We start from the raw sequence: 25,343 nt of genomic DNA on the forward strand, positions 1-25,343 counted from the left end.
CGGTCAGGAAACATGCTTAACGAAAATGAAAAGCGCCCCGTTAAGGGGCGCTTTTCCGAACGTGATAGACTGTCGCCTCAGTCCAGCTTGTTCTCAATCTTGTTGCGCGGCAGAGAGGCGTCCTTGAGCATCAGGCGAATCATTTCAGCCCCTTGCTCAAACCCTTCGCGATGCGCGTCCGCCTGCATGGAGAGCGCGCCTTCAACGCCGGTGAAATGATTGAGCGACTGGCGATTGAGCGAAGAAGAAGAGAGATCGTCGGCATAGCCTTCAAGGCTCACCGTCTGATGCGCATTTGCAAGCTCGTTGACGAACATTTCCGCCAGCCCGAGGAAATTGACGACGGACGACGCGATATTGCCGCGCGGAATGCCGTAATCGGCGATGTCATAGCGGCTCACATAGGCGGTGCCGTTCTGGTCGACGCCAGCCGTGCCGAACGGATAGCGCACATTGAACGCCTGAACCGTCTGCGGATTGGCGCTCGCGCCCGAGAAGAAGGTGACGGCCTGCATGCCCGAACACTCGGCGCCGTTGCAGACGGTGAAAAACAGAATGAATTGCATGGAGCCCGAGGCGGCGTGGATATATTGCGCGCCATTGTCGAGCTGGCGCACCTGCCAGGGCATGCCGAGCTCGTTAAGGACGGGCCCCACGGACTGGACGCTGAACTTCTTCACCACTGTCGACGGATTGGAAAGGCTCGAGCCCGATCCCATTTCGTTCTGCGCGGACGCGCCGGTGATGCCTGCGGCAAGCGCCATTGTGGCGGCGGCGATTATCTTGGTGATCTGTGTCATGAACCCCTCTCTCAACCCCTGACTTAATGCGCCGGCCCTCCCCGGCTGGCGTCAACCTTAAGGGAAAAGCGCGCGCTCGGCCAGATGCGGCTTTTCCCGCTGATTTCGGGTGACTTTCCCGGCCCGGCGTGGTTTACGCGGGCGCTTATGGAAAAAAGACCGTTTTCAGGACCGAAAAATCGCGACCGCCCCGGCCGGAGTGAGAGACCGCGCAATGACCGGCCTGACGACAGGCCGCGCAAGCCGCGTCCCGGGCACCGCGAAGAGGAAGACAGTAAAGAGGGCGGCGGGCCCATGCGCCTGCTTTCCACCATGCCGGGCGTCGAGGCGCGCCGCGCGGTGCTTGAAATTCTCGACCGCGTCGGCGAGGGCGCGACGCTCGACGACGCCATCGCGCGCACGCGGCCCTTCGACCATCTCGAAGGCCCGGACCGCGGCTTCGCAAGGCTTCTCGCGACCGAGACGCTGCGCCGCCGCGGCGCCATCGATCACCTCATCGGCAACTGGCTCGATCGGCCCCTGCCGAAAAAGTCCGCCCGCGTCATGGATATTCTGCGCATCGCCGCTGCGCAGCTCCTGATCCTCGAAACGCCGCCGCACGCCGCCGTCGCGACGTCAGTGGAGCTCGCCAATGAACGACGGGAAACAGCGGGCTATGCATCCCTCGTCAACGCCATCGCCCGCAAAATTTCCGATGCCGGCAAGGAGGCGCTCGAAAAAATTCCAGCGCGGGTCGATACGCCGTCTTGGATGTGGCGCGCCTGGGAACGGAGCTACGGGCCTATCGGCGCGAAAGCCATCGCCGAAGCCCATCGCGGCACGCCGCCGCTCGACCTCACCTTCAAGCATGGCGAGAATCTCGAAGCCTGGGCGCAGCGTTTCAATGACGCCGGCCATGAGGCGTCGCTGCTCGCGCCTGCAACGCTGCGCCTTATCAAAACCAGCGATGTGACAGCACTCCCCGGCTTCGACGAGGGCGTATGGTGGGTGCAGGATCTGGCCGCCAGCCTGCCCGCGCGGCTTTTGGGCGATGTCGCCGGCAAGACCGTCTTCGATCTTTGCGCCGCGCCCGGCGGCAAGACGCTGCAGCTTGCGAGCGCGGGCGCGAAGGTGACCGCCGTCGACAAATCCGGCGCGCGCATGGAACGCGTCAGCGAAAACCTTTTGCGCACCAAGCTCACCGCCAATATCGTCGAAGACGATGCGTTGCGCTTCAAGCCGGCGGATAAAGCCGACGCCATCCTCCTCGATGCGCCCTGCACCGCGACCGGCACGATCCGGCGCCACCCGGACATTCCCTGGTCGAAAGGCGAAACGGCCCTCACCGCCCTGGCAGATCTTCAGGGCAAGATGATCGATCATGCGGTAAGGAATCTGCTCAAGCCCGGCGGCCTCCTCGTCTATTGCGTCTGCTCCCTGCAACGCGAGGAGGGCGAGACCCAGGCGAAAGCGGCGCTGGCGCGCCATCCATCGCTGGAGCGCATCCCGGTGACGCTTGGAGAAGCAGGCGGTCTCGAAAAGGCGCTGACCCGGGACGGCGATCTCAGAACCCTGCCCTACATGCTGTCCGAAAAAGGCGGCATGGACGGTTTCTTCGCCGTGCGCCTGCGCCTTAACGGGTGAGCCAGCGTAAATCGTTAAAAATTAAGCGGTTAGGAGCGCTTTCCCGCCTCCGATTTCCGCCGATTTCCGTCCGATTCCCCTTGATTGCCGCCCCAGCGGCCCCGATATTATCGACTGCTAGGAGGGCGGCTTTCGGGCCGCCTATTCCCGATTTGGCAGGAACCGAAAGGACGGACGTCACATGAACGAACCCCGCAGACAATTTGGCAGCGCCATTCCCCAGGCAGGGGGCGTCGCCATCGACCAGGGCCTGCGCCAGTACATGCTTGGCGTTTACAATTACATGGCGCTCGGCGTTGCGGCGACAGGCCTCTTCGCCATGCTCATGGCCAGCAATCCGGCGCTTATGGCGGCGATCATCACGACGCCGCTGAAATGGGTTGGCTTTATCGGCATTCTGGGCATCGGCTGGTTCGCCCCGCGCGTGATGATGAACGGCTCGAAAGTCGCCGCCCACAGCATGTTCTGGCTTTACGCCGCGCTCTGGGGCGTGATGATCGCGCCCATGCTGTTCGTTTTCCAGCAGCAAGGCGCAGCCGTCGAGATTTATAAAGCCTTCTTCATCACCGCTTCCGTCTTCGGCGCCGTCAGCCTTTACGGCTACACGACAAAACGCGATCTCTCAGCCTTCGCCCAGTTCTTCTTCATGGCGACAGTGGGCCTTCTGATTGCGATTGTCGTCAATGCGCTGATCTTCAAGAGCGGCATGATGAGCCTCATCACGTCCAGCCTCGTCGTGCTGGTCTTCTCTGGCGTCACCGCTTACGAGACGCAGATGATCAAGTCGTTCTATCGCGAAGGCAGCGCCATGAACGAGCGCGCTGCGATCTTCGGCGCCTTCGCGCTCTACGGCTCCTTCGTCACGCTGTTCGTGCACATCCTGAACATTCTCGGGATCATGCGCAGCGAATAAGGCCGCCTCCACTCAAGTCCGGAAAAGCCCCGCTTCGGCGGGGCTTTTTCTTTACGAGGCGGCGCTATTGCGGGAAGATCGCGGAAAACAGGAGACGCCCGATGACGCAGATGCCGACGCCGCTGGTTTCAACGGACTGCCTTGCATCGAACCTGGATGCGCCGGAGCTCGTCATTCTCGACTGCACCACGGTGCAGCAGCAGACGCCCGACGGCTCTTACGCCTTCGTTCCGGGCAAGGAAGCCTATGCGGAGGGGCATATCCCCGGCGCCGTCTTCTGCAACGTTCTCGAAACGCTCGCCGACAAGGAGGATCCTCGCCCGCTGATGATGCCCAAGCCCGACGCCTTCAAGGCGGCCATGGAGGCGCTTGGCGTCGGCGACCGGTCCCATGTCGTTCTTTACGACCGGGGCAATCACGCCTGGGCGGCGCGGGTCTGGTGGAGCCTCAAAACCTATGGCTTCGACAACGCCGCCGTGCTCGATGGCGGCTGGACGAAATGGACGGCGGAAGGCCGTTCTGTTTCAACCGACACGCCGGAAGTCAAAGCCGCGAGCTTCACGCCGCACTATCAACCGCAGCGGATCGTCGCCAAAAAAGACGTGCTTGCGGCGATTGAACAGCAGGACCGGATGATCGTGCACTCCCTGTCGCGCGAGGAATTCACCGGCGAAGTGCAGGTGATGCCGCGGCCCGGACGCATCGCGACCAGCCACAGCGCGCCGGCCAATGCGCTGATCGATCCGGCGACAAGCGCCTATAAATCGCCGGAAAAACTGCGCCGTCATTTTGCGAACGCAGGCGTCAGCGGCGGCAAACCGGTCATTACCTATTGCGGCGGCGGCGTCGCCGCCTGCTCCAACGCGCTGGCGCTGACGCTGCTAGGCATTGACGATGTCGCTGTCTATGACGGCTCGCTCGCCGAATGGACGGCTGACCCCGATGCGCCCATGGAAACAGGCTGACCGGAAAACGGGACAAGCTGTCGCAAAAGTGAGACCGGCGGAGCCTAATGTCATCGTCCGCGAATTGCCCGGGCGAGGCTCGCCCCTGTAGAAAGCGTTTATGACAAGTCCTGACCGTTTTGACTCGCCGATCACCGGCGCCGACGCCGCTTCAGCGGCAACCTATGACCGCTATGTGGGTGAGTTCCTGAGCTACGGGCCGGACCTGCGCTGTCTTTTCACGGCGGCGGATCAAAATCCCGGCGCGCCCTTGTTGAACGCGCATGCCGCAGCGCTTCACATGGCGTTCGAAGCGGCGGAAGGATGGGACGCCTCAGCGCCCTATCTTGAAACCATGCGCGCCCATGAACGGAGCGCAACCGAACGCGAAAGACTGTTCTGCGCCGCCGCCTCTGCATGGCATGAAAAGGATTTCGCAAAAGCGCTCGCCGCGCTCGACGAACTTACCGTGCGCTGGCCTGCCGATCTTTGCGCCATCAAATGGGGACAATATCACGCCTTCAATCTCGGCGATGCGGGGGCGCTGCTGCGGTTCGGCGAACGCGCGCGCATCGTTCATGAAAACGCGCCTTACGCCCATGGCATGACCGCTTTCGCGCTGGAACAAAATCATCGCCTCGCGGAAGCGGAAGACGAAGGCATGCGCGCTTCAGAGATCGCTATCGACGACGCCTGGGCCCATCACGCTGTCGCGCATGTCATGGAAACGCAAGGGCGCGCCCGCGAAGGCGCGCGCTGGCTGGATCATTGCGCCCATACCTGGGCGCACAAGGGCGTCTTCATCCGCGATCATAATTTCTGGCATGCGGCGCTCTTCCGTCTTGCGCTCGGACAGGAGACGGAAGCGCTTTCCATCTATGACAACTATCTCTGGGGCGCCTGGCCGGAATTTCCGCAAGAGCAGATCGGCGCCATCTCCATGTTGTGGCGGCTGGAACTGCGCGGCGCGGACGCAGGAAATCGCTGGGCGCCGGTTGTCGCTGAAGCGCGCAAACGCGCCGGCGATCATCTCTTCCCGTTTCATGATCTTCACTATCTCTATGCACTGGCGCGCGCCGGAGAAGCCCATGAAGCGGAGGCGTTCTTGAATTCGCTTCGGGCAAAAGCAGAATGCGATGCGACCGGCGTCTGGGGCGAAACCTGTCTGCCCGTTGCTGAAGGGCTTGTCGCCTTCATTCGCGGCGACCGCGAAGCAGCGCTCGAAAAGGTCGCGCCGGCGTTGAATGACCTCCACCGCATCGGCGGCAGCCACGCCCAGCGTCATGTGTTTGTGGAAACATTGGAAGCGTGCATGAAAAAACCCCGGCGCACAGCCGGGGTTTTTGAGGCGTAACCAGAAACCGCCGCACTTAAGTACGCGAGGCTTCGAAAATGCTGTCGATGGCTTCGGCAAGTTTCGCGTCGAATTCCTTGTCGCTTTGCTGCGCCGAGAGGCCTTCGGTGAGGGCGCGCGAAAAACTCGCGATCATGCCTTTATTCTCTGCGAGTTTTTCGTTGGCTTCCTCGCGGGAATAGCCGCCAGACAAAGCAACGACGCGCATGACGCGCGGATCGTCGATCAGCGGCTTGTAGAGATTGGCTTTGGTCGGCAGCGTCAGCTTCAGCATGATCTGCTTGCCCGCCGGCACGCTGTCTAGATTCTTTTTGATTTCGGCCAGGAGTATGTCCTCGGCTTCGGCCTTGTCGGCGATGGAGATCGTGACTTCCGGCTCGATAATCGGGACGAGACCATGCGACAGGATCTGATTGCCGACTTCGAATTGCTGCTTCACGATGGCGGCGATGCCTTTCGGATCAGCCGCGTCGATCACAGAGCGCATCTTGGTGCCGAAAACGCCTTTCTTGACGGCGCGGTCGAGCAGCGCGTCGAGGTCTGGCATAGGCTTCATCAGCTTTACGCCGTCTTTGGCGTCGGCGAGACCTTTGTCGACTTTCAGGAACGGAACGACGCCGCGCTTTTCCCAGAGATATTGCGCCGTGGGCGTGCCGTCGATATCGCGGTCCATGGTCTGTTCAAAGAGGATCGCGCCCATAACCTTGTCCCCGGTGAAGGCCGGCGATTTGATGATCCGCGCGCGCATCTTGTGAATGAGATCGAACATCTCTTCGTCGTTGGAATATTCGCTTTCAGAAACGCCATAGAGCTTCAACGCTTTCGGCGTTGAGCCGCCGGACTGGTCGAGGGCGGCGATAAACCCGTCTTTGTTCGCGGCCTGTTCGGCCATTTTCGCGTTCGTCATCAATAACTCCCGAGTGTCGATAAAGGCCGGTTCAAGCTTCCGGCGATGCTTCCAACGCGGCGACGCCAGGCAGCGTCTTGCCTTCAAGCCATTCAAGAAACGCGCCGCCGGCGGTCGAAACGTAAGTGAAATCGTTTTCGACGCCTGCGGCGGCGAGCGCCGCAACAGTGTCCCCGCCGCCCGCAACCGCAACGAGATCGGCGTCTTTCACGCGTTTCGCGGCGTAGCGCGCCGCCTCGACCGTCGCCGTGTCGAACGGCTTGATTTCAAAGGCGCCCAAGGGCCCGTTCCAGACCAGCGTTTTCGCGCTTTCGATTTTTTCAGCAATGAGGTTCACCGTGTCGGGGCCGAGATCGAGGATCATGTCGTCGGCGCCCACAGCGTCGGCGGCCTTGACCTCGCGGTCCGCGCCTTCCTTGAATTCTTTGGCGACGACGACATCGACGGGCAGGATGATTTCGCAGCCTTTCCCTCGCGCCTGTTCCATGATTTCGCGCGCGGTGTCGGCGAGGTCCGGTTCGCACAGCGACTTGCCGACGCTGACGCCCTTCGCAAAGAGAAACGTATTCGCCATGCCGCCGCCCACGGCGAGGATGTTCGCCTTGCCGACGAGGTTCAAAAGCAGTTCGATCTTGGTTGAAACCTTCGCGCCGCCGACAACCGTCATCATCGGGCGCACCGGCGCCGACAAGGCGGCTTTCAGATAATCGAGCTCGCGCTCCATGGCGCGGCCCGCGGCCGACGGCAGCAAATGCGCGATGCCTTCAGTCGAAGCGTGCGCGCGATGCGCGGCGGAGAAGGCGTCGTTCACATAGGCGTCAGCGTGTTCGGCCAGCGCTTTCGCAAATTCCGGATCGTTCTTTTCCTCGCCGGCGTGAAAACGCGTATTCTCAAGAAGCGCCACATCGCCGTCGAGCATGGACTTCACGGCCTTTTTCACCGGATCGCCGATACAGTCCTCGACAAACTCCACCGGCCCGCCGAGATGATCGCCAAGCACCTTGGCGACTGGTTTCAACGACATTTCGGGATCGGGCTTTCCTTTCGGGCGCCCGAAATGGGAAAGCAGCAGAACCTTCGCGCCTTTTTTGGAGAGCTCCTCGATGGTCGGCAGCGCACGATCGATCCGCGTCGCATCCGTGACGGCGCCGTCCTTCATGGGCACGTTGAAATCGACGCGCACGAGAACGCGTTTGCCGGCGACATCGAGATCGTCAATCGTCTTGTACCGCGCCATCTAACTTTCGATCCCTTATTTCTGTTGTCCGGTTGCGCAGCGGATAAACTCCACCGGCTCGCCATCATTACGCGACAGGCGAAGACGGTCGCCGTCGACATCGGCGTCCGCGATCTCGTCGACCGTCATGCCTTCGGCTTCGCAAGTCATCGCGAGCCGCCAGCCGCCTTCCGTGCCCTCTTCCGAGGAGGTAATCAGGCATGTGTTTTCATACCCTAAAAAGCGATCTTCGGTGAACACGATCCGCCCCGGCTCACCCGGCGGAACGGCGCAGGCGTCCTCATCCGCGGCCCAGACGCCGATATAAAGCGGCGGCGCGGGTTCGGCCGCGCCTTCATCGATGGCTCCGGCTTCCAGGCCGCCGGGGATTTCCGGCTCCTCGACGACGACTTCCTCGTTGCAGGCGACGAGGACGAGGAAAGCCGCAAAGACCAGATGGCGCTGAAAACCGGCGATCATGTCCGTTCTCCGCTCTTGCTAATCCGACCCGAACGCCCCTCGCCCGCCATTCGTTCCTAGAGGTGGCGCGCCATTTCAAGCGCGGTGTCGGTCATGCGCGTCGAGAAGCCCCACTCATTGTCGTACCAGGTGAGGATGCGCACGAGCTTGCCTTCGAGGATCTGCGTCTGGTTGAGCGCAAAGGTCGACGAATGGGAATCGTGATTGAAGTCCGACGAGACGAGCGGTTTGTCGGTGCAGCCGAGAATGCCGCGCAGCTTGCCATTCGCCGCTTCGATGATGGCGTTATTGACCTCTTCTACCGTCGTTTCTTTCTTCGGCGTGAAGACGAGATCGACGACCGAGACGTTGGCGGTCGGCACGCGGATCGACGATCCGTCGAGCTTGCCGTTGAGATCGGGAAGAACAAGGCCCACCGCTTTCGCAGCGCCGGTCGAGGTCGGGATCATGTTCATGGCCGCAGCGCGGGCGCGGTAAAGATCCTTGTGCATGGTGTCGAGCGTCGGCTGGTCGCCGGTATAAGAGTGGATCGTCGTCATATAGCCGCGTTCGATGCCCACCGCTTCATGCAGCACTTTCGCGACCGGCGCGAGGCAGTTGGTGGTGCAGGACGCGTTGGAGACGACCGTGTCGGCGCCCGTCAGCGTGCCATGATTGACGCCGAAAACGATGGTCTTGTCGGCGCCGGAGGCCGGCGCGGAAACGAGCACGCGTTTCGCGCCTGCTTCCAAGTGCAGCGCCGCTTTTTCGCGCGCAGTGAAGATGCCGGTGCATTCATAAACTATGTCGACCCCAAGCTCGCCCCAGGGAAGCTTCGTCGGATCGCGCTCGGCGTGCACTTTGATCGGTCCGAGGCCGACATCGATGGTGTCGTTGCGGACCTTCACTTCATGCGGGAATTTGCCGTGGATCGTGTCGTATTGCAGGAGATGCGCGTTGGTGTCGACGGGACCCAAATCGTTGATCGCGACGATGTCCACGCCCTTGCGTCCGGTCTCGACAATCGAGCGCAGCGCAAGGCGTCCGATCCGTCCAAAGCCGTTAATTGCAATTTTGAGCGCCATTTTCTTTTCTCCTAACCAATCAACCGTTTCGCTTCCGCCGCGACCGCCGCGGGCGTGATGCCGAAATGTTCAAACAACTCTTCCGCCGGGGCCGACGCGCCGAAGCTCGACATGCCCACAAACCCATCCTTGCGCCGCAGGAACAAATCCCAGCCCTGGCGGATCGCCGCCTCGACGCCCACGCGCGGGGCCTTGCCCAGCACGTCCTTGCGGTAGCTTTCGGGCTGCTGTTCGAAAAGCTCGAAACAGGGCGCCGAGACGACGCGCGCCTTGATCCCGTCTTTCGCCAGCATCTCGCGCGCTTGCAGCGCCAGGGAGACTTCCGAGCCCGAGGCGATCAAGGTCACGTCGCCCGCATCCTTGCCGGCGACCACATAGGCGCCTTTTGCGCAGAGGTTCTCATCGGACTTTTTGAGGCGCGCCTGTTCGAGACCCTGACGGGTCAGCGCGATCACCGACGGCGTCGCAATGGTTTTGAGCGCCAGCTCCCAGCACTCTGCCGTTTCAACGCCGTCACAGGGGCGATAGACGTTGAGATTGGGGATCGCGCGCAGCGCCGCCAGATGCTCCACCGGCTGGTGCGTCGGGCCGTCTTCGCCGAGCCCGATGGAGTCATGCGTCATGACATAGACAACCCTGAGGCCCATGAGCGCCGACAGGCGGATCGACGGGCGGCAGTAATCGGTGAAAACGAGGAAGGTTCCGCCATAGGGAACGACGCCGCCATGAAGCGCCATGCCGTTCATCGCCGCGGCCATGCCGTGCTCGCGAATGCCGTAATAGACATAGCGTCCGGCGTAATTCTCCGCAGACAGAATATCGATGTTCTTGGTCTTGGTGTTGTTGGAGCCGGTGAGGTCCGCCGAGCCGCCGATGGTTTCATCGATCACGCCGTTCACCACGTCGAGCGCCAGTTCCGACGCCTTGCGGGTCGCGAGTTTCTGCGGCGCTTCGATGAGCGAATGTTTGTAGCTGCCGATGGCCTTCGCCAGCACGCCAGCGTAATCGCCCGCCATGGCGGTCTTGAACGCCTCGCAATGCTCGCTCGCATTAACGCGGGCTTCCCACGCCTTGCGCGCATCGTGGCCCCGCGAGCCGGCGCTACGCCAGTTGGAAAGGATATCTTCGGGAATTTCAAACGGCGCATGGGGCCAGTCGAGGGCCTGACGCGCGCCTTCGATCTCGCCTGGCCCTAGCGGCGAGCCATGGGTCGCAGACGTGCCGGCTTTCGTGGGCGCGCCATAGCCGATGACCGTGCGGCAGGCGATCAGCGTCGGCTTGTCAGAGGCTTTCGCCGCCTCGATGGCCGCGGAAATCGCCTCAGGGTCATGACCGTCGACCCGCGCCGTGGCCCAGCCGCTCGCCGCGAAGCGCGTCAGCTGGTCCGTCGAATCCGAGAGCGACACCGGCCCGTCAATGGAGATGTTGTTGTCGTCCCAGAGAACGATCAGCTTGCGGAGTTTCAGGTGACCGGCGAGCGAAATCGATTCCTGGCTGATCCCTTCCATAAGGCAACCGTCGCCGGCAATCACATAAGTGCGGTGATCGACGACATCGTCGCCGAACCGGGCGTTGAGATGCGCTTCGGCGATCGCCATGCCGACCGCATTGCCGAGGCCCTGGCCCAAGGGGCCGGTCGTCGTTTCCACCGCCGGCGCGTGGCCGTATTCCGGATGGCCGGCGGTCTTGAATCCCATCTGCCGGAAATTTTTAATCTGCTCAATATCCATCCCCTCATAACCAAGGAGATACCCGAGCGAATAAACCAGCATGGAGCCATGACCGGCGGAGAGAACGAAACGGTCGCGGTCGGCCCAGTCCGGCGCGGCTGCGTCGAATTTCAGATGTTCCGCGAAGAGAACTGTCGCCACATCCGCCATGCCCATGGGCATGCCCGGATGGCCGGATTTTGCTTTTTCAACCGCATCCATGGAAAGGGCGCGAATGGCGTTCGCCATCTGTGGAAAATTTGCCCGCTTTGGGCCGGCGCCGGTCATGCGGAAAACCCCATTTGTCCTTGAAATCCGGATTATTGCCGGGCTTCTTGCATCGCGCGCGTGCGGGGGTCAAGGCTCGCCTCCCTATGGCTGGACAGAATCGGCGCCGGGGGCCAAATTGGCCCCTCCTCGCGGTGCAAAAATTGGTGAATCCCACGATGACAGTGCTCGAAAAAGCGGTGCAGAGCCTTGCCGAAGCGATTGAAGCGCTCGAATCGCGGCTCGACGCCCGCCTCGAGACGGCGAACGGCAGCGACGAGGCCGTCGCAGCTGCAAGGCGTCAGGCCATGGCCGCCCGCAAGCAGACCGACAACGCCGCCCAAGGGGTCGCCGCCGCCATCAGCGACATCAAAGCCATCCTCGCCGAAGACGACAGGAAAAGGGAGGACGCCTCATGAGCCAGGTTGAGATCAAGGTTCACGGCCGCGAATACCGCGTCACCTGTGAAACGGGTCAGGAAGACCGCCTGCAAAAACTGGCCGCGTTTCTCGACAAGCGCGTTTCGGCCATGTCGGCCGACCTGCCCGACATTTCCGAGACGCGGCTCATGCTCCTCGCGGCGCTGACCATTTGCGACGAGTTGTTCGAGGCGCGCGAGCGCGCCGAGGATCTCGAAGACGCCGGCGATGCGCTCGATGAGGAAACCATGGGCGGCGCGGCGCGCGCGGTTGAAGCCGCCGCGAAGCGGGTTAAGGAAATGGCGGAGAAGCTGGACAGCTAGGCTGATCAGAGCGCCGGAATCTTCGTCGCGCGGGCTTCGTCGAGATATTTTGCCGACTTCGGCTTCAACCCTGCGTCGAGATCGATCAGCAGCGGATTGCCCGTCGGAATCTCGACGTGAACGATCTCATCGTCCGAGACGTTGAAGAGAATTTTGACGAGCGCGCGTAAGGAATTGCCATGCGCCGCAATGATGAGCGACTCATCGGCCTTCAGGCGCGGCGCGATTTCTTTTTCGAAATAGGGCTGGACGCGGTCGAGGGTCAGCTTCAGCGACTCCGTCGCGGGCACCTCGCAGCCGTAAAGTTTGTAGCGGGGATCGTCCGAAAGATCGAACTTGCTTCCTTTTTCCATTGGCGGCGGCGGAATGTCGTAGGAACGCCGCCAGATCTTCACCTGTTCGTCGCCATGCTTCTCCGCCGTCTCGGCCTTGTTGAGGCCGGTAAGACCGCCATAATGGCGCTCGTTCAGCTCCCAGGCGCGCGTCACCGGCAGCCACATACGGTCCATTTCATCGAGCGCCGTCCACAGCGTGCGGATCGCGCGCTTGAGCACCGACGTGTAGCAGGCGGAAAATTCAACGCCGGTCGCTTTCAGAAGCTGGCCCGCCTTTTTCGCTTCGGCGAGCCCGTTCTCGGTGATGTCCACATCGACCCAGCCGGTGAAGCGGTTTTCAAGATTCCACTGGCTTTGTCCGTGGCGGACGAGAGCGAGGCGGGCCATCACATTCTCCTGAACTTTCGAAACCGCGCCCTCTTAAAAGCTCAGCCGCTTATTGGCTAGTCTTGGCGGGCGCGATAAGCATGGCCCCAAAGGAGACCCCATGAGCAAGAAACCGAAAACCGCGCTCGCCCTCCATGGCGGCGCCGGGGCGCGCAAGGGCCGCGACTATTCCAGAGCCGAAAACCATCTGCTCGAACTCGCGGGCCGCGGCGAAGCGCTGCTTAACGATGGCGCCGCGGCGGTCGATGTCGTCGAAACCCTGGTCGAAGCTATGGAAGCGTCCGGCCTTTACATCGCCGGCAAGGGCGCGCCGCCCAACAAGGCGGGCTACGCCGAGCTCGACGCCTCGATCATGGCGGGCGATTATGGCGGGCTCGCCCGCAAGGCGGGCTCCGTCGCCGCGGTGAAACACCTGAAATCGCCGATCAGAGCAGCGCGGGCCGTCATGGATTTGACGCCCCATGTGATGCTCGCAGGGCGCGGCGCGGAAAATTTCTGCAGCCGCCAGGGCCTCGCTTTCGTGGAGGATCCGGAAAGCTATTACGTCGTCCCTGTCGGCGTCATGCCGGAGGAGATGACGCAGGCCGAACTCGGCCACGGCACGGTTGGCGCCGTCGCACTCGACGCCGAGGGACGCATCGCCGCGGCGACCTCCACCGGCGGCGTCTTCGGCAAGCTCGAAGGCCGCGTCGGCGACACGCCGCTGATCGGGTCGGGCACCTGGGCCGATGAATTTGTCGGCGCGTCCTGCACCGGGCTCGGCGAATATTTCATCCTCGCCGGCGGCGCGCAGGATGTGGCGAGCCGGGTGCGCTATCAGGGCGCCGATCTTCAGACCGCGACGGCAGGCCTCATCAAGGACGTCGCGCGGCTTGGCGGCGATGGCGGCGTCATCGCGGTCTCACGCGACGGCGAGGTCGCCTTCGCCTGGAACTCTGAAGGCATGAAGCGCGCCGGTTTCGGCCCCAGTCAGGATCTTTTCGCGGCGACGTTTTAGACCGAGGCTATTCGTCCGTAATCTGAAGATCGCGCCAAACGAGCCGGTGATCTGAACTCTCTACCGGAAAGCCCGAACCGACGAGACCGTAGTGCTCGTCTTCCGGCGCCGGCCAGAAGACGCCTGAGGCGGTTTCTTTCAGGCCCGCTTTGGAAAAAAGAACATAATCGAGATGGAGATTGCCGACGCCGGTCTCGGGATCATCTCCGAAATCCGCCGTGTCCTCCGCCGGGTCGCCTTGGTGGCTTTCATTGGCGCCGCCCTGGAGCTTGGCCTGCACCGCGCCGCCTTCGCTTTTCGGAAAAGGCGCGTCGGCGACCGATGGCGAAGTCAGCAATTGCCCGATGGCGCCGGGAACCGCGCCGGCGTCATGAGGATCGGCGTTCAAATCGCCCATGATGACGAACCGCGCGCCCTCGGCCAGGCCGCCGCGCTCGCCCTTGTCGTCATAGACATATCCGTCCGGGTCGCCGGCGATATAATCCGCCCAGAGACGAATTTCATCGTGATTTCGCCTACCGTTGCGGTCTTCCTCGCCGTCGAAACTCGGCGGCGTCGGATGGCTCGCGAGCACATGCACCCGCTCGCCGTCGATGATCACCGGAATATCCCAGTGGCTTTTGGAGGAGAGGCGGAACACCTCGCGCGCCTCTACGCTGTACCAGTCGTCAGGCTCCGCCGTCGCCTGATCGTCGGGCAGCATCGCGCCCGGCATGTCTTTCCAGAGAAAAGTCTGAAAGGTTTTGACGCCCGCCTCGTCTATGGGATATTTCGACAAGAGCACCATGGCGTATTGACCCGGAAACTCGCCATAACCGAAGGCGTCGCCGCCATAGGCGCGCGAGCCCGGCTCCGTGGTCACAACGCCGTCGCGGTCGAGATCATGGCCTGAAGCAACCCCCGTGTTCGAGGGCGCGAGATAGGCGTAAGGATAGATCGCGGGCTCGGCGCCGTTCCAGCCATGATCGAGATAGATCTGTTTGAACAGGCGCAGCGCCTCGCCATCCTCGTCATAGTCGAATTCATTGAGAAGAAGCACATCCGGCGCGACGCGCTGAATGATTTCCGCGACTTTCTGCGCCTGAACATTGTCGGCGGACTTCAGATCATCAATGAGCCCGCCTTCGGCCGGGCGGTTGAGATAGACGTTGAAGGTCGCGAACCGCACGACCGAGTCAGCCTCCGGCGCGCCGCAACCGGAAAAAAAAGCGAGCGCCAATATAGCCGTCAGATATTTCACGCCCGCTTCCTTCTGGCCGCCAGTCTTGTTCAGGCCGACTGTGTGCCCTGCCCGCGGGCCAATTGCAATTCGCACCCTTCCGGCTTTCACCAGTTCATTTCTTCGCCGGCCAGCACTAACATGCAGGCATTGCTGAGAGTTTTCAGGACCCTATGACCGCGGCTTTTTCCGAAACAGAGCTTGAAAAACTGAAACAGGCGGCCGCGATTCTCGCAGAGGCGGAAAAGCGTCTGCCGGTGCTGCGGACACTCAGTTGGGACCGCAGTCTCGCCGACGCCTTCTTCAAGAACGGCGAGAAGGAGCCGCCAAGCCCTCAATACCCCGTCATCGATCCGGCGCCCTCGCGCGAGCTCGTTGCGAAGGCGCGTGCGCTCATTAGCGGCGCCAGCGAGGTGCATGAGTGGCTTCGCCGTTTCGCCGATACGACCGAAGAAACCGCAGCCCTGTTATCGGCGCTCGGCAAACCGGATTTTCATTCCTGTTCGCTGGCGCTTTACGGCGGCCCGACCTCAGCCGTCGCTGACGGCAAGACGACGGCGCTCGATCTCGCCCGCCGTCTCGATGCGCTGCTCAGGGAATTCGACGCTCCCGCAGACCGCATGGAGCCGCCGGAGCAATTGTCGGCGAGCGCCTTGAAGAAAAGGCTCGACGAGGCGTTGCCGAAATATTTCGGCGCAGCGGCGCCGCGGATCGATATCACCCTAAACGTCTCGGCGAAAGCAGCAGCGGGGCGCGACTATATCAAGCTGCGCGAAGACGCGTTCTTCTCCGACCTCGACGAACAGCAGCTGCTCCAGCATGAAGCGCTCGTGCATATCGCCACAGGGCTTAACGGCGACGCGCAGCCACATTTTCCGATCCTCGGCGAAGCCTATCCCGGCAATGCGATGACGCAGGAAGGGCTCGCGGTTTTTGCGGAGTTCATCTCTGGCGCACTCGACCCGCGCCGGTTCAAGCGTCTCGCCGACCGCGTCATCGCCATCCACATGTCGGCGGAAGGCGCCGATTTCATCCAGCTTTATCAATTCTTCCGCGAGCGCAGTGAAAAGGACGCGCCTTTCGAGGCGTTCGAAAGCGCGCGGCGCGTCGTGCGCGGCGGCCTCGTCAATGGCGGCGGGCCGTTCACCAAGGATTCGATTTATCTTCAGGGCCTGCTCGAAGTGCACAACTATCTGCGCACGGCGGTGCGCACGGGCGACGCCGCCTATATCCGCCTGTTATTCGCAGGCAAGATCGATCTTGATGACCTCGCAGCCATGAAGTTCCTGCGCGACGCAGGGCTTTTGGCGGAGCCGCGCTATCTGCCGCCCTGGGCGACGGATCTTCGCTGGCTGCTTTCCTATCTTTCCTATTCGACGTTCCTCAACGGCATCGATCTTAAAAGCGTCGCAGCCAGATATGAGTCTTTGTTTCGCGACTAGACAAGAAAGCCCATTATTTCTTTCACTTCCCTGACCGTCTGATCGGCGATGACGGCGGCTTTTTCAGCGCCCGCCGTCAGCAGGCTGTCAAGATGTTCGTGATCGGCTTCCAGACGGCGGAGCTCGTCGCCGATGGGCGCAATCTTTTCAACGACGAGATCGGCGAGCGCCGGCTTGAACACGCCGAAGCCCTGTCCTCCGAATTCGGAAAGAACCTCCGCTGAGGTCGTGCCGGATAGAGCGGCATAGATGCTGACAAGGTTGGCCGCTTCCGCCCGGCCCTCAAGGCCGTCAGGCTCGGACGGCAGCACGTCGGCGTCCGACTTCGCTTTCTTGATCTTCTTCGCAATCGTGTCGGCGTCGTCGCGCAGAAAAATGCAGGCGTTTTCCGACGGATCGGATTTCGACATCTTCTTTGTCCCGTCTTTCAACGACATGATGCGCGCGCCCGCATCCCCGAACTTGCCTTTGATGAGCGGTTCGGGAAGCGGAAAGAAATCCGGTTGCTTGAAGTCGTGATTGAACTTGCCGGCGATGTCCCGCGAGAGTTCGAGATGCTGTTTCTGGTCCTCGCCCACGGGCACATGCGTCGCTTTGTAGACGAGAATGTCCGCCGCCTGCAGCACCGGATAAGTGTAAAGCCCCACCGAAGACCGCTCGGCGTTCTTGCCGGCCTTTTCCTTGAACTGCGTCATGCGGTCGAGCCATCCGAGGCGCGCGACGCAATTGAAAATCCAGGCGAGCTCTGGATGGGCGCGCACTTTCGACTGCGGAAAGACTGTCGCAATTTTGGGATCGATGCCGGCCGCCAGATAGGACGCCGCAATATGGCGGATCTGTCGGCGAAGCTGTTCCGGCTCCTGCCAGACGGTGATCGCATGCATGTCGGCAAGGAAATAATAGCAATCATATTCATGCTGGAGCGCGACGAATTTGCGGATCGCGCCGATATAATTGCCGAGATGCATCTCGCCCGACGTCTGAATGCCGGACAACACGCGCATGGGACCCTGATAACCGCTCATGACAGCTCTTTCGGATAGTCTTCTGAAATCAGGCGGGCTTACTTCCCGCCGGGGCCCGTCTTGTAGTCGGCGAGACGCACGGCGCCAAGCGCAAGGGCGAGCGCCCCGTAAATGGCGAGCCCCGCGGCGGAAATCCCCATGATGACGATCCATTCGCGGTCCCACAGATAGACGGCGAGCCCCCCTGTCTGCGGCAGGATGAGCCAGAGGAACGCGCCAAGACCGCCGACACAGACCAGAATGCGCGCGAAACGCCCCATCAGCGCCGCGCTCGGCCGGAAAAGATGCTGCCGGTATAGACGCTGCGCCAGGAGAAGAAGCTGCAGCCATGCGGCGAAAGAGGTGGCGAAAGCGACGGCGAGAAAGCCGAAAAAGGGGAACAGGATGAGCGAAAGCGCTGTGTTCACTGCAATCGAGAGCAGCGCATAATTCATCGGCGTTCTCGTATCCTCGCGCGCAAAGAAGGCCGGCGTGAAGATCTTGAGCCAGACGAAAGCGGGAAGCCCCGCGCCGAAGATCGCCAGCGCAAGCCCCGTCTGGCGCACGTCTTCCGGTGTGAAGGCGGAGCGATTGACGCCGAAAATGCTGAGCGCGTCGGCCGCCAGCCCGCGGAAGAGCGCATCGCAGATCGCTTCACCCATGATGATGAACGCAATCGCGGCGGGAAGCCCTAACAGCGCGGCAAGCTCGAGCGAGCGGTTGAGCGCGCGCGCGGCGCCCTTCTCATCGCCGGCTTTGACTCGCGCGGACAGCATGGGCAGCAAGATCACGCCGAGCGCGATGCCGATCACCGCCAGCGGCAACTGGTAGAGCTGGTCGGCGTTCATCAGCCAGGAAACGGCGCCCGGCTGCTGACTGGCGATATTGGTGCCGACGATGAGGTTGATCTGCACGGCGCCGGCGCTGATGAAACCCGGCGCCCCAAGCGCCAGCAGCCTTTTAACGCCGGGCGTCAGTTTAGGCATGCGCAGCCGCAAGAGATAGCCCTGCCGCCAGGCGCCGTAGAGCAGCATCAGGAACTGTGCGAGCCCGCCGATGGAAACGCCCCAGGCGACAGCGGCGCCCGAGACATGCGTGTCGGCGTCTGCATATAGCAGGAGCGCGCCGATCATGAAGATATTGAGCGCAATGGGCGCGGCCGCCGACGCGGCGAACCGCCCGAGCGAGTTCAGTATGCCGCTATAAAGCCCCACGAGCGACATCATCATCAGATAGGGAAACATGATGCGCGTGTAGAAGGTCGTCAGCGCGAATTTCTCCGGATCGTCTTCGAAACCAGACGCCAGCAGAAAGACGAAAGCAGGCGCCGCGATCTCCACGAGCGCCGTGAGGATCGTCAGTATAAAGACAAGCCCGGAAAGCACCTCTTCCGCAAACGCCTTGGCCTCATCGTCGTCCCCTTCGACCCGTCGGCCCTGAAACATCGGGATGAAGGCGGCGTGGAAGGCGCCCTCGGCAAAGAGGCGGCGAAACATGTTGGGCAGGCGGAATGCCGCCCAGAAGGCGTCGGCCACGGGATTGCCGCCGGCGCCGATGATCCCGGCCATGAAAATCTGGCGCACGAAGCCGAGCACTCGGCTCGCCATGGTCATGCCGCTGACGGTCGCCAAGGATTTGAAAATATTGCCGCTCATTTAGCGCCGATTAGACCCGTTCACGCCTCGGAGCCAGACGTCAGCACTGCTTCCAGCGCCTTTTTGATGCGGGCGAGCGCCGCCGGGTCGTCGAGTTTACCGCCTTCACGAGTCTGGAGGTAAAATGCGTCCACCGCGCGCTCCCCATAAGTCGAAATGTGGGCCGAGGTGATGGCCGCGCCTTCCTTGGCGAGCGCCTCGGTCAGTTCAAACAGGAGGCCCGGCCGGTCGAGCCCTTCGGTCTCCACGACCGTCGCCTCCGCCGAAGCCCCCGGCTCGATGCGCACGCCTGGCGGCACGGAGAAAATGCCGCGCCGGTCGCCGATGCGACGGCGTAGCTTGGGCGGCTTATCCGGATGCGCCGAGGCGGCGGCGAGCAGCGACTGATGCAGTCGGCGCGCCTGCTCCACGTCTTCAACGGGTATGCCGTCAGGCGACTGGATGATGAAAATATCGATCGCTTTGCCGTCATGGGTCGTCAGCGCCTGCACCGTCCGGAGACTCATGCCCGTCGAGGCGACGGCGCCCGCGAGATCGGAAAGCAGTCCCGTGCGGTCATCGGTATAGACGATCGCTTCAAGATCGCCTTCCCGCGGCGTCACGACGACCGCGCTGTTCGCCGCATCTTGTTCGGCCGCGCGCGCGAGGCTTGCAAAACGCACAATGATATCGGGATCGAGCGAGCGCATCATGGAATCGTCCAGCCGGTCGAGAAAAGCCTTCTTCTCCGCTGCGCTCCAGCCGGAAAGCCTGGATTCCGCCTCGCGGCGAACGAGAATGGCGCGGTCGGCGAGCTTTTTCTCAAGCGCCGTCTCGCCATGCTCGAACCACAGCGCCGCCGCGTCATAGAGTTCGGAGAGCCGCCGGCGGGTCATTTCATCCCATGATTGCAGGCCAACGACGCGCAAATGACACACGGATAGGACCAGCATCAAATCAAGACGCGTGCGCGAGCCGACCGATTGCGCAAATTCGGAAATGGCGTGCGCCTCGGTGAGGTTTCGCCTTTCCGCCGTCCTGACCAACAGAAGATGGCGCGCCGCCGCCCAGCCGGCGAGCGCTGCATCTTCTTCAGAGAGACCCAGCCGCTTCGTCACTCTGACGACGAGTTTTTCGCAAGCATCGGCCGAAGGTTCTTTCAGCGACCAGCGCGCCTCATGCAAAAGGACGCCGTAATAATAAAGCAGCGGCGTCTTCGCATTCCGCACAATATGCGTCGCGATGGGGTGATCTTCCTGCAACTCGCCGCGATGGATTTTCGCCAGCAGGCTGACGCAGCGAAGCACATGTTCATCGAGCGTGAACCGGCGGTAAAGCCCGTAATCGATACGCCCGACAATCGAGCCGAAAGCGGGAATGTATTTTCCCAGCAGCCCCGTTTCGGTCATGATGCGCAGGACCCGCGCGGGATCCTCGCTCTCGGTCAGCATCCCAGCAAACAGCTTTGCAATGACGGGGTCGCGGCGCACCTCAAGCGTGACCGCCGGCACTTCGCTCGCCACCAGGGCGAGGGCATCGGGATGAAAATCGATTTTCGGCTGCTTGCCGTAGGCGCGGAAAAGCCGAAACAAATCGCGCGGCTGACGGCGCGCCTTCGCCGCGCTTTCGAAATCGAGCCGGCCGTTCTTGATGCGAAGATTGGGCTTGCCCGGCGCCTCGTCCTGCTGCAGCGCTTTCGGCAGAAGCTTGGGCAGGCGCGGCATGCGCTTTGCTTTCTCTTCTTCAAGGCGCGTGCACAAAATTCGCGTCAAGCGCCCGACTTCGACAGCGTTGACGAAGTAATGCTTCATCAGGCGCTCCGCCGCTGTCATATTGGAGCGATCCGCATATCCTAATCGCGCGGCGATTTCCGGCTGAACATCGAAAGTCAGCTTATCCTCGGCGCGGCCGCGCAGATCGTGCAAGTGAACACGCACGGACCATAAAAACCGCTTCGCCTTCAACAGCGCCTGGCGCTCGGCTTTGCCGACGATTTTTTCCGCCGTTGCATTGTCATTCAGGATATCGCCATAGGCGTAGCGGTAAATCCAGCGGATCGTCTGCAAATCGCGCAGGCCGCCCTTGCCTTCTTTCACATCGGGCTCAACGAGATAGCGGGTTTCAAAAAACTTCGCCTGCCGCTCGGCCTGCTCCTCGAGCTTCGCCGTCACGAATTCCGGAATGGTCTTGCGGCGAAGCTTGTCAAAGCCGGCGGCAAAATCGTCGTAAACTTGCGAATCGCCACAGAGAAACCGCGCGTCGAGATAAGCTGTGCGGGCGACCATGTCGGTCTTGGCGAAGTCCACCGCGCTTGCCGGCGTATGCGCAGCGTATCCAAGCTTCACGCCGGAATCCCACAAGGGATAAAGAAGCCGGTTCAGCGTGTCGCGCAGGGTCTGCTCCACTTGCGGCCGGTGAAGGAACAGGAGATCGATATCCGAATAGGGCGCGAGCTCCGACCGTCCATAGCCGCCGATGGCGCACACCGCGATCTCCTTGCCGATTCCTTCCTTAGACTGGGCGAACAAGGTGCGGATGATGTCGTCGACGCCCTTGGCGAGTTTTTCGGCGATCCGGTCGCCGCGAATGACGTCGCGCATGGTCCGGCGGCGCAATTCCAGCATGGCGTGTTTTAAAACCTTGCCGGTCGCGCCATAGGCCTGACCTGCTCGTTCGGCGGCCATAGCCGAAGCAATCTGCGCCTCCAGCGTGTCGCCGGCGAGGAAGGATGTGTCGCCTGTCGGCGGTGTCGTTGTGCTCACGAGATTGCGGTCAAGGATGCGGGGCGCGGGTTACGGAATGCGCATTGTCGCGCGCAGCGCGCGCAATTTCAACTGCGGGCGGCCATAGCGTGCAATAATACGCAAAGTCCGGAATCAGTCCTGAAGCATCGCCAGGCGCTTGAGGACGAGCGCCGCGCCCGTGTGACCGTTTTCGGCGGCGCGCGCGCACCAGTGGCGGGCGGCGTCGGCGTCCCGCGCTTCTTCGCTCAGCGCATTCAGCATGCAAAGGCGATAGGCGGCTTCCGGCGCTTTGGGGAACCGCGCGGCCTCGGCCTCAGCAGCGACTTCAAGCCATTTCGCTTCATCTGCAGGCGACGGCGCGACCCCGTCGCCGGTCTCGAACCTGTCGGCGAGCCGCCACGCAGCTACCGGGTCGCCCGCATCGGCGCGCGCGGTTTCGACCGCAATCATGTCGCCAAGGCTCGGGCTGTGCGCGAGCTGCTGACGGCGCAGATCCTCGAGCCGGACAAGCGCGGCGTAATCGCCCGCCATCGCCGCTTCCTTCAGGAGCGCGGTCCCGTCGAAAAAGTCGACGCGTGCGTCAGCAGGCGCGTCACCATCGAGAATGATATAGGCGAGATAGCGTTTGGCCTTGGTGTCGCCTTCGGCCGCGGCGGGCTCCAACAGCGTCCATGCGGCGGCCGCATTCCCTGCGCGATATTCAGCGACGCCGTCATTTACACCGGACACGGACGATTGCGCCGAAGCGCCGCTGATGACGGCAAACGAAAGCAGCGCCGGGACGAGAAAGGTGAGCCGGAATGTCATGCGTCGGGCCTTGCCGGTTTCGCCCCGTCCAAAGCCAAGGGCGCGTAATTTGTGCGCCCTATATCTCATCCAAAAGGGATTTCAACCTGTAAAGCGCATTGAGCGCGTCCTTTGGTGTCATGGCGTCGGGATCAAGCGCATTGAGTGCGTTTACAATGACAGTTTCATGACAAGGCGTGTCCTCTGTCTCATTTTGAGGCGCATCAAGTGCGGCTGCAAAGAGCGGCAGTTCCGACATTGCGCCGCGCCCTTGCCCGCGCTCTTCGAGCATTTTCAAAACCGCTTCGGCGCGCTTTACGGCTTTCGGCGGCAGTCCGGCGAGACGCGCAACCGCAACGCCGTAGGAGCGATCAGCAGGACCAGACGCGACTTCATGCAGAAAGACGACATCGCCTTTCCATTCGCGCACTTTCATGGAGACGTTGAAAAGCCGCGCAAGTTTTTCCGCGAGCACGGTCAGCTCGTGATAATGCGTCGCGAACAAACCTCGGCAGCGATTGACGTCATGCAAATGCTCCACCGCCGCCCAGGCGATGGACATGCCGTCAAAAGTCGACGTGCCGCGCCCGATTTCGTCGAGCACGACGAGCGCGCGCTCCGTCGCCTGATTGAGGATCGCCGCGGTCTCCACCATCTCCACCATGAAGGTGGAGCGCCCGCCCGCGAGATCGTCCGAAGCGCCGACACGCGAGAAGACGCGGTCCACAACGCCGATGCGCGCTTCGCTCGCCGGAACGTAAAGCCCCGTCTGCGCAAGGACAGCGATCAACGCATTCTGGCGCAGGAACGTCGACTTGCCCGCCATATTGGGGCCGGTGACAAGCCACAGCCGCGCCTCATGGGGCTCGCCCAGCATGCAGTCATTGGCAATGAAGGCGTCGCCGCTGACCCGCTCCACCACCGGATGACGGCCGCCCTTGATGTCGAAGGCAAGCCCCTGCTCCATCTCAGGGCGCACATAGCGGTGTTCAAGGGCGAGGACGGCCCCGGCCGCCGCCACGTCGATTTCCGCGATCGCCGCCGCAGCGGCGGCGATATCCTGACGTCGTTCGGTGACGGCGTCGCAGAGGGTTTCAAAAAGCTCGAGCTCCCGCGCCAAGGCTTCATCGCGGGCGCGGCTTATTTTGGCGTCAAGTTCGGCAAGCTCGCCCGTCGTGAATCTGACGGCGCTCGCCAAAGTCTGACGATGGATAAAGGTTTCGTTGAGCGGCGCCGTCATCAGCTTGTCGCCTTGCGACGGCGGCGTTTCTACAAAATAGCCGAGCACATTGTTGTGCTTGATCTTGAGCGTCTTTAATCCCGCCAGCTCGCGATATTTCGATTCAAGACCGGCGATGACGCGGCGCGATTCATCACGCAACAGCCTTACGGAATCGAGACCGGGGTCATAACCCTTGGCGATGAACCCGCCATCGCGCGCCAGCATGGGAAGCTCATCGCTCAACGCTTCGCGCAGCATGGTGATGAGCGCCGAAAAGCCCTCGCCCGCTCTGTTCTCCAGCGCGTCGGCGGCGCGGCGGAGATCGACGGGCAGCGAAGCCGGATCGGCTGCCAGGACGCCGGCTATTTCACGCGCGCGCATCAGCGCATCGCGCAAAGATGCAAGATCGCGCGGACCGCCGCGCTGCGTCGCTAACCGCGACAGCGCGCGCGCCGCATCCGGCGTCTCCTTCAGCCGCTTGCGGATTTCGTCCGTCGCCTCGCGCCCGGATTCGAAAAACCCAACTGCGTCATGACGCGCGGCGATCGCATCGATAGCCGTCAGCGGCGACGAAATGCGCGACGCCAGAAGCCGCGCGCCCGCGCCGGTGACGGTCTTGTCGACAGCCCAGAGCAGCGAGCCCTTGCGTGCGCCGCCCTGCGTCTGCAGGAGTTCAAGCGAGACGCGCGTCGCCGCATCGATCACCATGGTCTCGGAAATCGCCGCCTTGCGCGGCGGATTAAGCGACGGGAGCCGCCCGGCTTGCGTCAGCGTCACATAATTCAAAAGCGCGCCGAGAGCGCCGCATTCGGCGCGGGAAAATTCTCCGAACCCGTCAAGCGAGCCCACATTATAGGTTTCCATGATGCGCCGCTGGCCGCCCGTGGAATCGAAAAGATGCGCCGCCTGAAACGTCACCGTGATGCTTCCGGACCGCGCCGACAAAAGCATGCGCCAGGGATGGCCGTCCTCAAGATCAGGCGCCACCAACTCCTTCGGCGCGATCGCGGCGAGATCGGCGGCGAAGCTCGCCTCGCCGGTTTCACGCACGGACAATTCGCCCGTCGACACATCGACCCACGCAATCGCCGCCTCCGCGCCATCGCGCAACAAGGCAAGCGCTGCGAGGAAATTGTTGGAGCGCGCATCGAGGAGCGAATCCTCGACAATCGTGCCCGGGGTCACCGTTCGAATGATCTCGCGCTTGACGACGGATTTCGATCCGCGTTTCTTCGCCTCTTCCGGGCTTTCCATTTGTTCACAAATGGCGACTTTGTAACCGGCGCGGATCAGCTTCGCGAGGTAAGATTCATAAGCGTGGAACGGCACGCCGCACATGGGAATATCTTCGCCGCCATGCTGGCCCCGTTTGGTCAACGCAATGTCAAGCGCCGATGATGCTTGAACGGCGTCATCGAAAAACAATTCGTAAAAATCGCCCATGCGATAAAATAAAAGCGCGTCGCCCGCTTGTTCTTTGATGGCGAGATACTGCATCATCATGGGCGTCGGTTGGGCGGACATCGCGTATCGTCTTTGTGTTTTAAACGGTCT

The 25,343-nt window shown here is 62.1% G+C and carries 21 protein-coding genes; 8 read left to right on the plus strand and 13 right to left on the minus strand.

Going from position 1 to position 25,343, the window contains the following annotated elements; all coding sequences use genetic code 11:
- Nucleotides 1–77: 77 nt before the first annotated feature.
- The gene (locus ACQY5P_RS10840) at nucleotides 78–800 is read right to left on the minus strand and encodes a YbjN domain-containing protein (RefSeq protein ID WP_428406878.1); all 723 of its coding nucleotides are present in this window, start codon (nucleotides 798–800) and stop codon (nucleotides 78–80) included.
- A gap of 294 nt (nucleotides 801–1,094) precedes the next feature.
- Here ACQY5P_RS10840 and ACQY5P_RS10845 point away from each other — a divergent pair, with 294 nt between their 5' ends.
- The 4 genes from ACQY5P_RS10845 to ACQY5P_RS10860 all read left to right on the plus strand — a co-directional run bounded on the left by ACQY5P_RS10845 (nucleotide 1,095) and on the right by ACQY5P_RS10860 (nucleotide 5,634).
- Nucleotides 1,095–2,423 carry an RsmB/NOP family class I SAM-dependent RNA methyltransferase gene (locus tag ACQY5P_RS10845; RefSeq protein WP_428406879.1) on the plus strand — a complete coding sequence of 443 codons (1,329 nt, stop codon included), beginning with the start codon at nucleotides 1,095–1,097 and terminating at the stop codon, nucleotides 2,421–2,423.
- A 181-nt stretch (nucleotides 2,424–2,604) separates the two neighbouring features.
- A complete protein-coding gene (locus ACQY5P_RS10850) occupies nucleotides 2,605–3,336 on the plus strand; it encodes a Bax inhibitor-1/YccA family protein (protein WP_428406880.1) in 732 nt (243 codons plus the stop codon).
- A gap of 101 nt (nucleotides 3,337–3,437) precedes the next feature.
- Entirely contained in the window at nucleotides 3,438–4,301 is an 864-nt protein-coding gene (locus ACQY5P_RS10855; RefSeq protein ID WP_428406881.1) for a sulfurtransferase, read from the plus strand.
- A gap of 100 nt (nucleotides 4,302–4,401) precedes the next feature.
- Nucleotides 4,402–5,634 (plus strand): tetratricopeptide repeat protein, encoded by a 1,233-nt coding sequence (locus ACQY5P_RS10860; protein WP_428406882.1) that lies wholly within the window; start codon nucleotides 4,402–4,404, stop codon nucleotides 5,632–5,634.
- Nucleotides 5,635–5,650: 16 nt separating this feature from the next.
- On the opposite strand, the gene ACQY5P_RS10865 is transcribed toward ACQY5P_RS10860, so the two are convergent.
- The 5 genes from ACQY5P_RS10865 to tkt are packed head-to-tail and all read right to left on the minus strand — an operon-like array spanning nucleotide 5,651 to nucleotide 11,298.
- Nucleotides 5,651–6,541 carry a fructose bisphosphate aldolase gene (locus tag ACQY5P_RS10865; protein WP_428406883.1) on the minus strand — a complete coding sequence of 297 codons (891 nt, stop codon included), beginning with the start codon at nucleotides 6,539–6,541 and terminating at the stop codon, nucleotides 5,651–5,653.
- A gap of 31 nt (nucleotides 6,542–6,572) precedes the next feature.
- Nucleotides 6,573–7,778: a phosphoglycerate kinase gene (locus ACQY5P_RS10870; RefSeq protein ID WP_428406884.1), complete on the minus strand. Its 1,206-nt coding sequence runs from the start codon at nucleotides 7,776–7,778 to the stop codon at nucleotides 6,573–6,575.
- A gap of 15 nt (nucleotides 7,779–7,793) precedes the next feature.
- The gene (locus ACQY5P_RS10875; protein ID WP_428406885.1) at nucleotides 7,794–8,237 is read right to left on the minus strand and encodes a hypothetical protein; all 444 of its coding nucleotides are present in this window, start codon (nucleotides 8,235–8,237) and stop codon (nucleotides 7,794–7,796) included.
- 56 nt (nucleotides 8,238–8,293) lie between these two features.
- Complete coding sequence (gene gap / locus ACQY5P_RS10880) at nucleotides 8,294–9,301, minus strand: type I glyceraldehyde-3-phosphate dehydrogenase (protein WP_428406886.1); 1,008 nt, start codon at nucleotides 9,299–9,301, stop codon at nucleotides 8,294–8,296.
- A gap of 11 nt (nucleotides 9,302–9,312) precedes the next feature.
- Entirely contained in the window at nucleotides 9,313–11,298 is a 1,986-nt protein-coding gene (gene tkt / locus ACQY5P_RS10885) for a transketolase (RefSeq protein WP_428406887.1), read from the minus strand.
- Nucleotides 11,299–11,456: 158 nt separating this feature from the next.
- Here tkt and ACQY5P_RS10890 point away from each other — a divergent pair, with 158 nt between their 5' ends.
- On the plus strand, nucleotides 11,457–11,696 hold the full coding sequence (locus ACQY5P_RS10890; protein WP_428406888.1) for a hypothetical protein: 240 nt from the start codon (nucleotides 11,457–11,459) through the stop codon (nucleotides 11,694–11,696).
- Entirely contained in the window at nucleotides 11,693–12,019 is a 327-nt protein-coding gene (locus ACQY5P_RS10895) for a cell division protein ZapA (RefSeq protein ID WP_428406889.1), read from the plus strand. The genes ACQY5P_RS10890 and ACQY5P_RS10895 overlap by 4 nt, the downstream gene beginning before the upstream one ends.
- Nucleotides 12,020–12,024: 5 nt before the next feature.
- Here the strand turns inward: ACQY5P_RS10895 and gpmA are convergent, their stop codons facing one another.
- Nucleotides 12,025–12,741 (minus strand): 2,3-diphosphoglycerate-dependent phosphoglycerate mutase, encoded by a 717-nt coding sequence (gpmA, locus tag ACQY5P_RS10900; protein WP_428406890.1) that lies wholly within the window; start codon nucleotides 12,739–12,741, stop codon nucleotides 12,025–12,027.
- Between the two features lie 100 nt (nucleotides 12,742–12,841).
- Between gpmA and ACQY5P_RS10905 the strand changes: the two genes are divergently transcribed.
- The gene (locus ACQY5P_RS10905; RefSeq protein ID WP_428406891.1) at nucleotides 12,842–13,738 is read left to right on the plus strand and encodes an isoaspartyl peptidase/L-asparaginase family protein; all 897 of its coding nucleotides are present in this window, start codon (nucleotides 12,842–12,844) and stop codon (nucleotides 13,736–13,738) included.
- A 7-nt stretch (nucleotides 13,739–13,745) separates the two neighbouring features.
- On the opposite strand, the gene ACQY5P_RS10910 is transcribed toward ACQY5P_RS10905, so the two are convergent.
- On the minus strand, nucleotides 13,746–14,978 hold the full coding sequence (locus ACQY5P_RS10910) for an endonuclease/exonuclease/phosphatase family protein (protein WP_428406892.1): 1,233 nt from the start codon (nucleotides 14,976–14,978) through the stop codon (nucleotides 13,746–13,748).
- A gap of 152 nt (nucleotides 14,979–15,130) precedes the next feature.
- On the opposite strand from ACQY5P_RS10910, the gene ACQY5P_RS10915 reads away from it, so the two are divergent.
- Nucleotides 15,131–16,399 (plus strand): flavohemoglobin expression-modulating QEGLA motif protein, encoded by a 1,269-nt coding sequence (locus ACQY5P_RS10915; protein ID WP_428406893.1) that lies wholly within the window; start codon nucleotides 15,131–15,133, stop codon nucleotides 16,397–16,399.
- Here ACQY5P_RS10915 and trpS read toward each other — a convergent pair.
- The 5 genes from trpS to mutS form a co-directional block, all read right to left on the minus strand.
- The gene (gene trpS, locus ACQY5P_RS10920) at nucleotides 16,396–17,424 is read right to left on the minus strand and encodes a tryptophan--tRNA ligase (protein WP_428406894.1); all 1,029 of its coding nucleotides are present in this window, start codon (nucleotides 17,422–17,424) and stop codon (nucleotides 16,396–16,398) included. The two genes, ACQY5P_RS10915 and trpS, sit on opposite strands and share 4 nt — an antisense overlap.
- Nucleotides 17,425–17,462: 38 nt before the next feature.
- The gene (gene murJ / locus ACQY5P_RS10925; RefSeq protein ID WP_428406895.1) at nucleotides 17,463–19,058 is read right to left on the minus strand and encodes a murein biosynthesis integral membrane protein MurJ; all 1,596 of its coding nucleotides are present in this window, start codon (nucleotides 19,056–19,058) and stop codon (nucleotides 17,463–17,465) included.
- A 20-nt stretch (nucleotides 19,059–19,078) separates the two neighbouring features.
- Nucleotides 19,079–21,799, minus strand: coding sequence for a [protein-PII] uridylyltransferase (gene glnD, locus ACQY5P_RS10930; RefSeq protein ID WP_428406896.1), 2,721 nt, complete (start codon nucleotides 21,797–21,799; stop codon nucleotides 19,079–19,081).
- 114 nt (nucleotides 21,800–21,913) lie between these two features.
- Nucleotides 21,914–22,588, minus strand: a complete 675-nt coding sequence (locus tag ACQY5P_RS10935; RefSeq protein WP_428406897.1) for a hypothetical protein — start codon at nucleotides 22,586–22,588, stop codon at nucleotides 21,914–21,916.
- A gap of 58 nt (nucleotides 22,589–22,646) precedes the next feature.
- Nucleotides 22,647–25,313, minus strand: coding sequence for a DNA mismatch repair protein MutS (gene mutS / locus ACQY5P_RS10940; RefSeq protein WP_428406898.1), 2,667 nt, complete (start codon nucleotides 25,311–25,313; stop codon nucleotides 22,647–22,649).
- Nucleotides 25,314–25,343 lie beyond the last annotated feature (30 nt).

Source organism: Hyphococcus sp. (genome assembly GCF_965267305.1).
Lineage (GTDB): Bacteria > Pseudomonadota > Alphaproteobacteria > Caulobacterales > Parvularculaceae > Hyphococcus.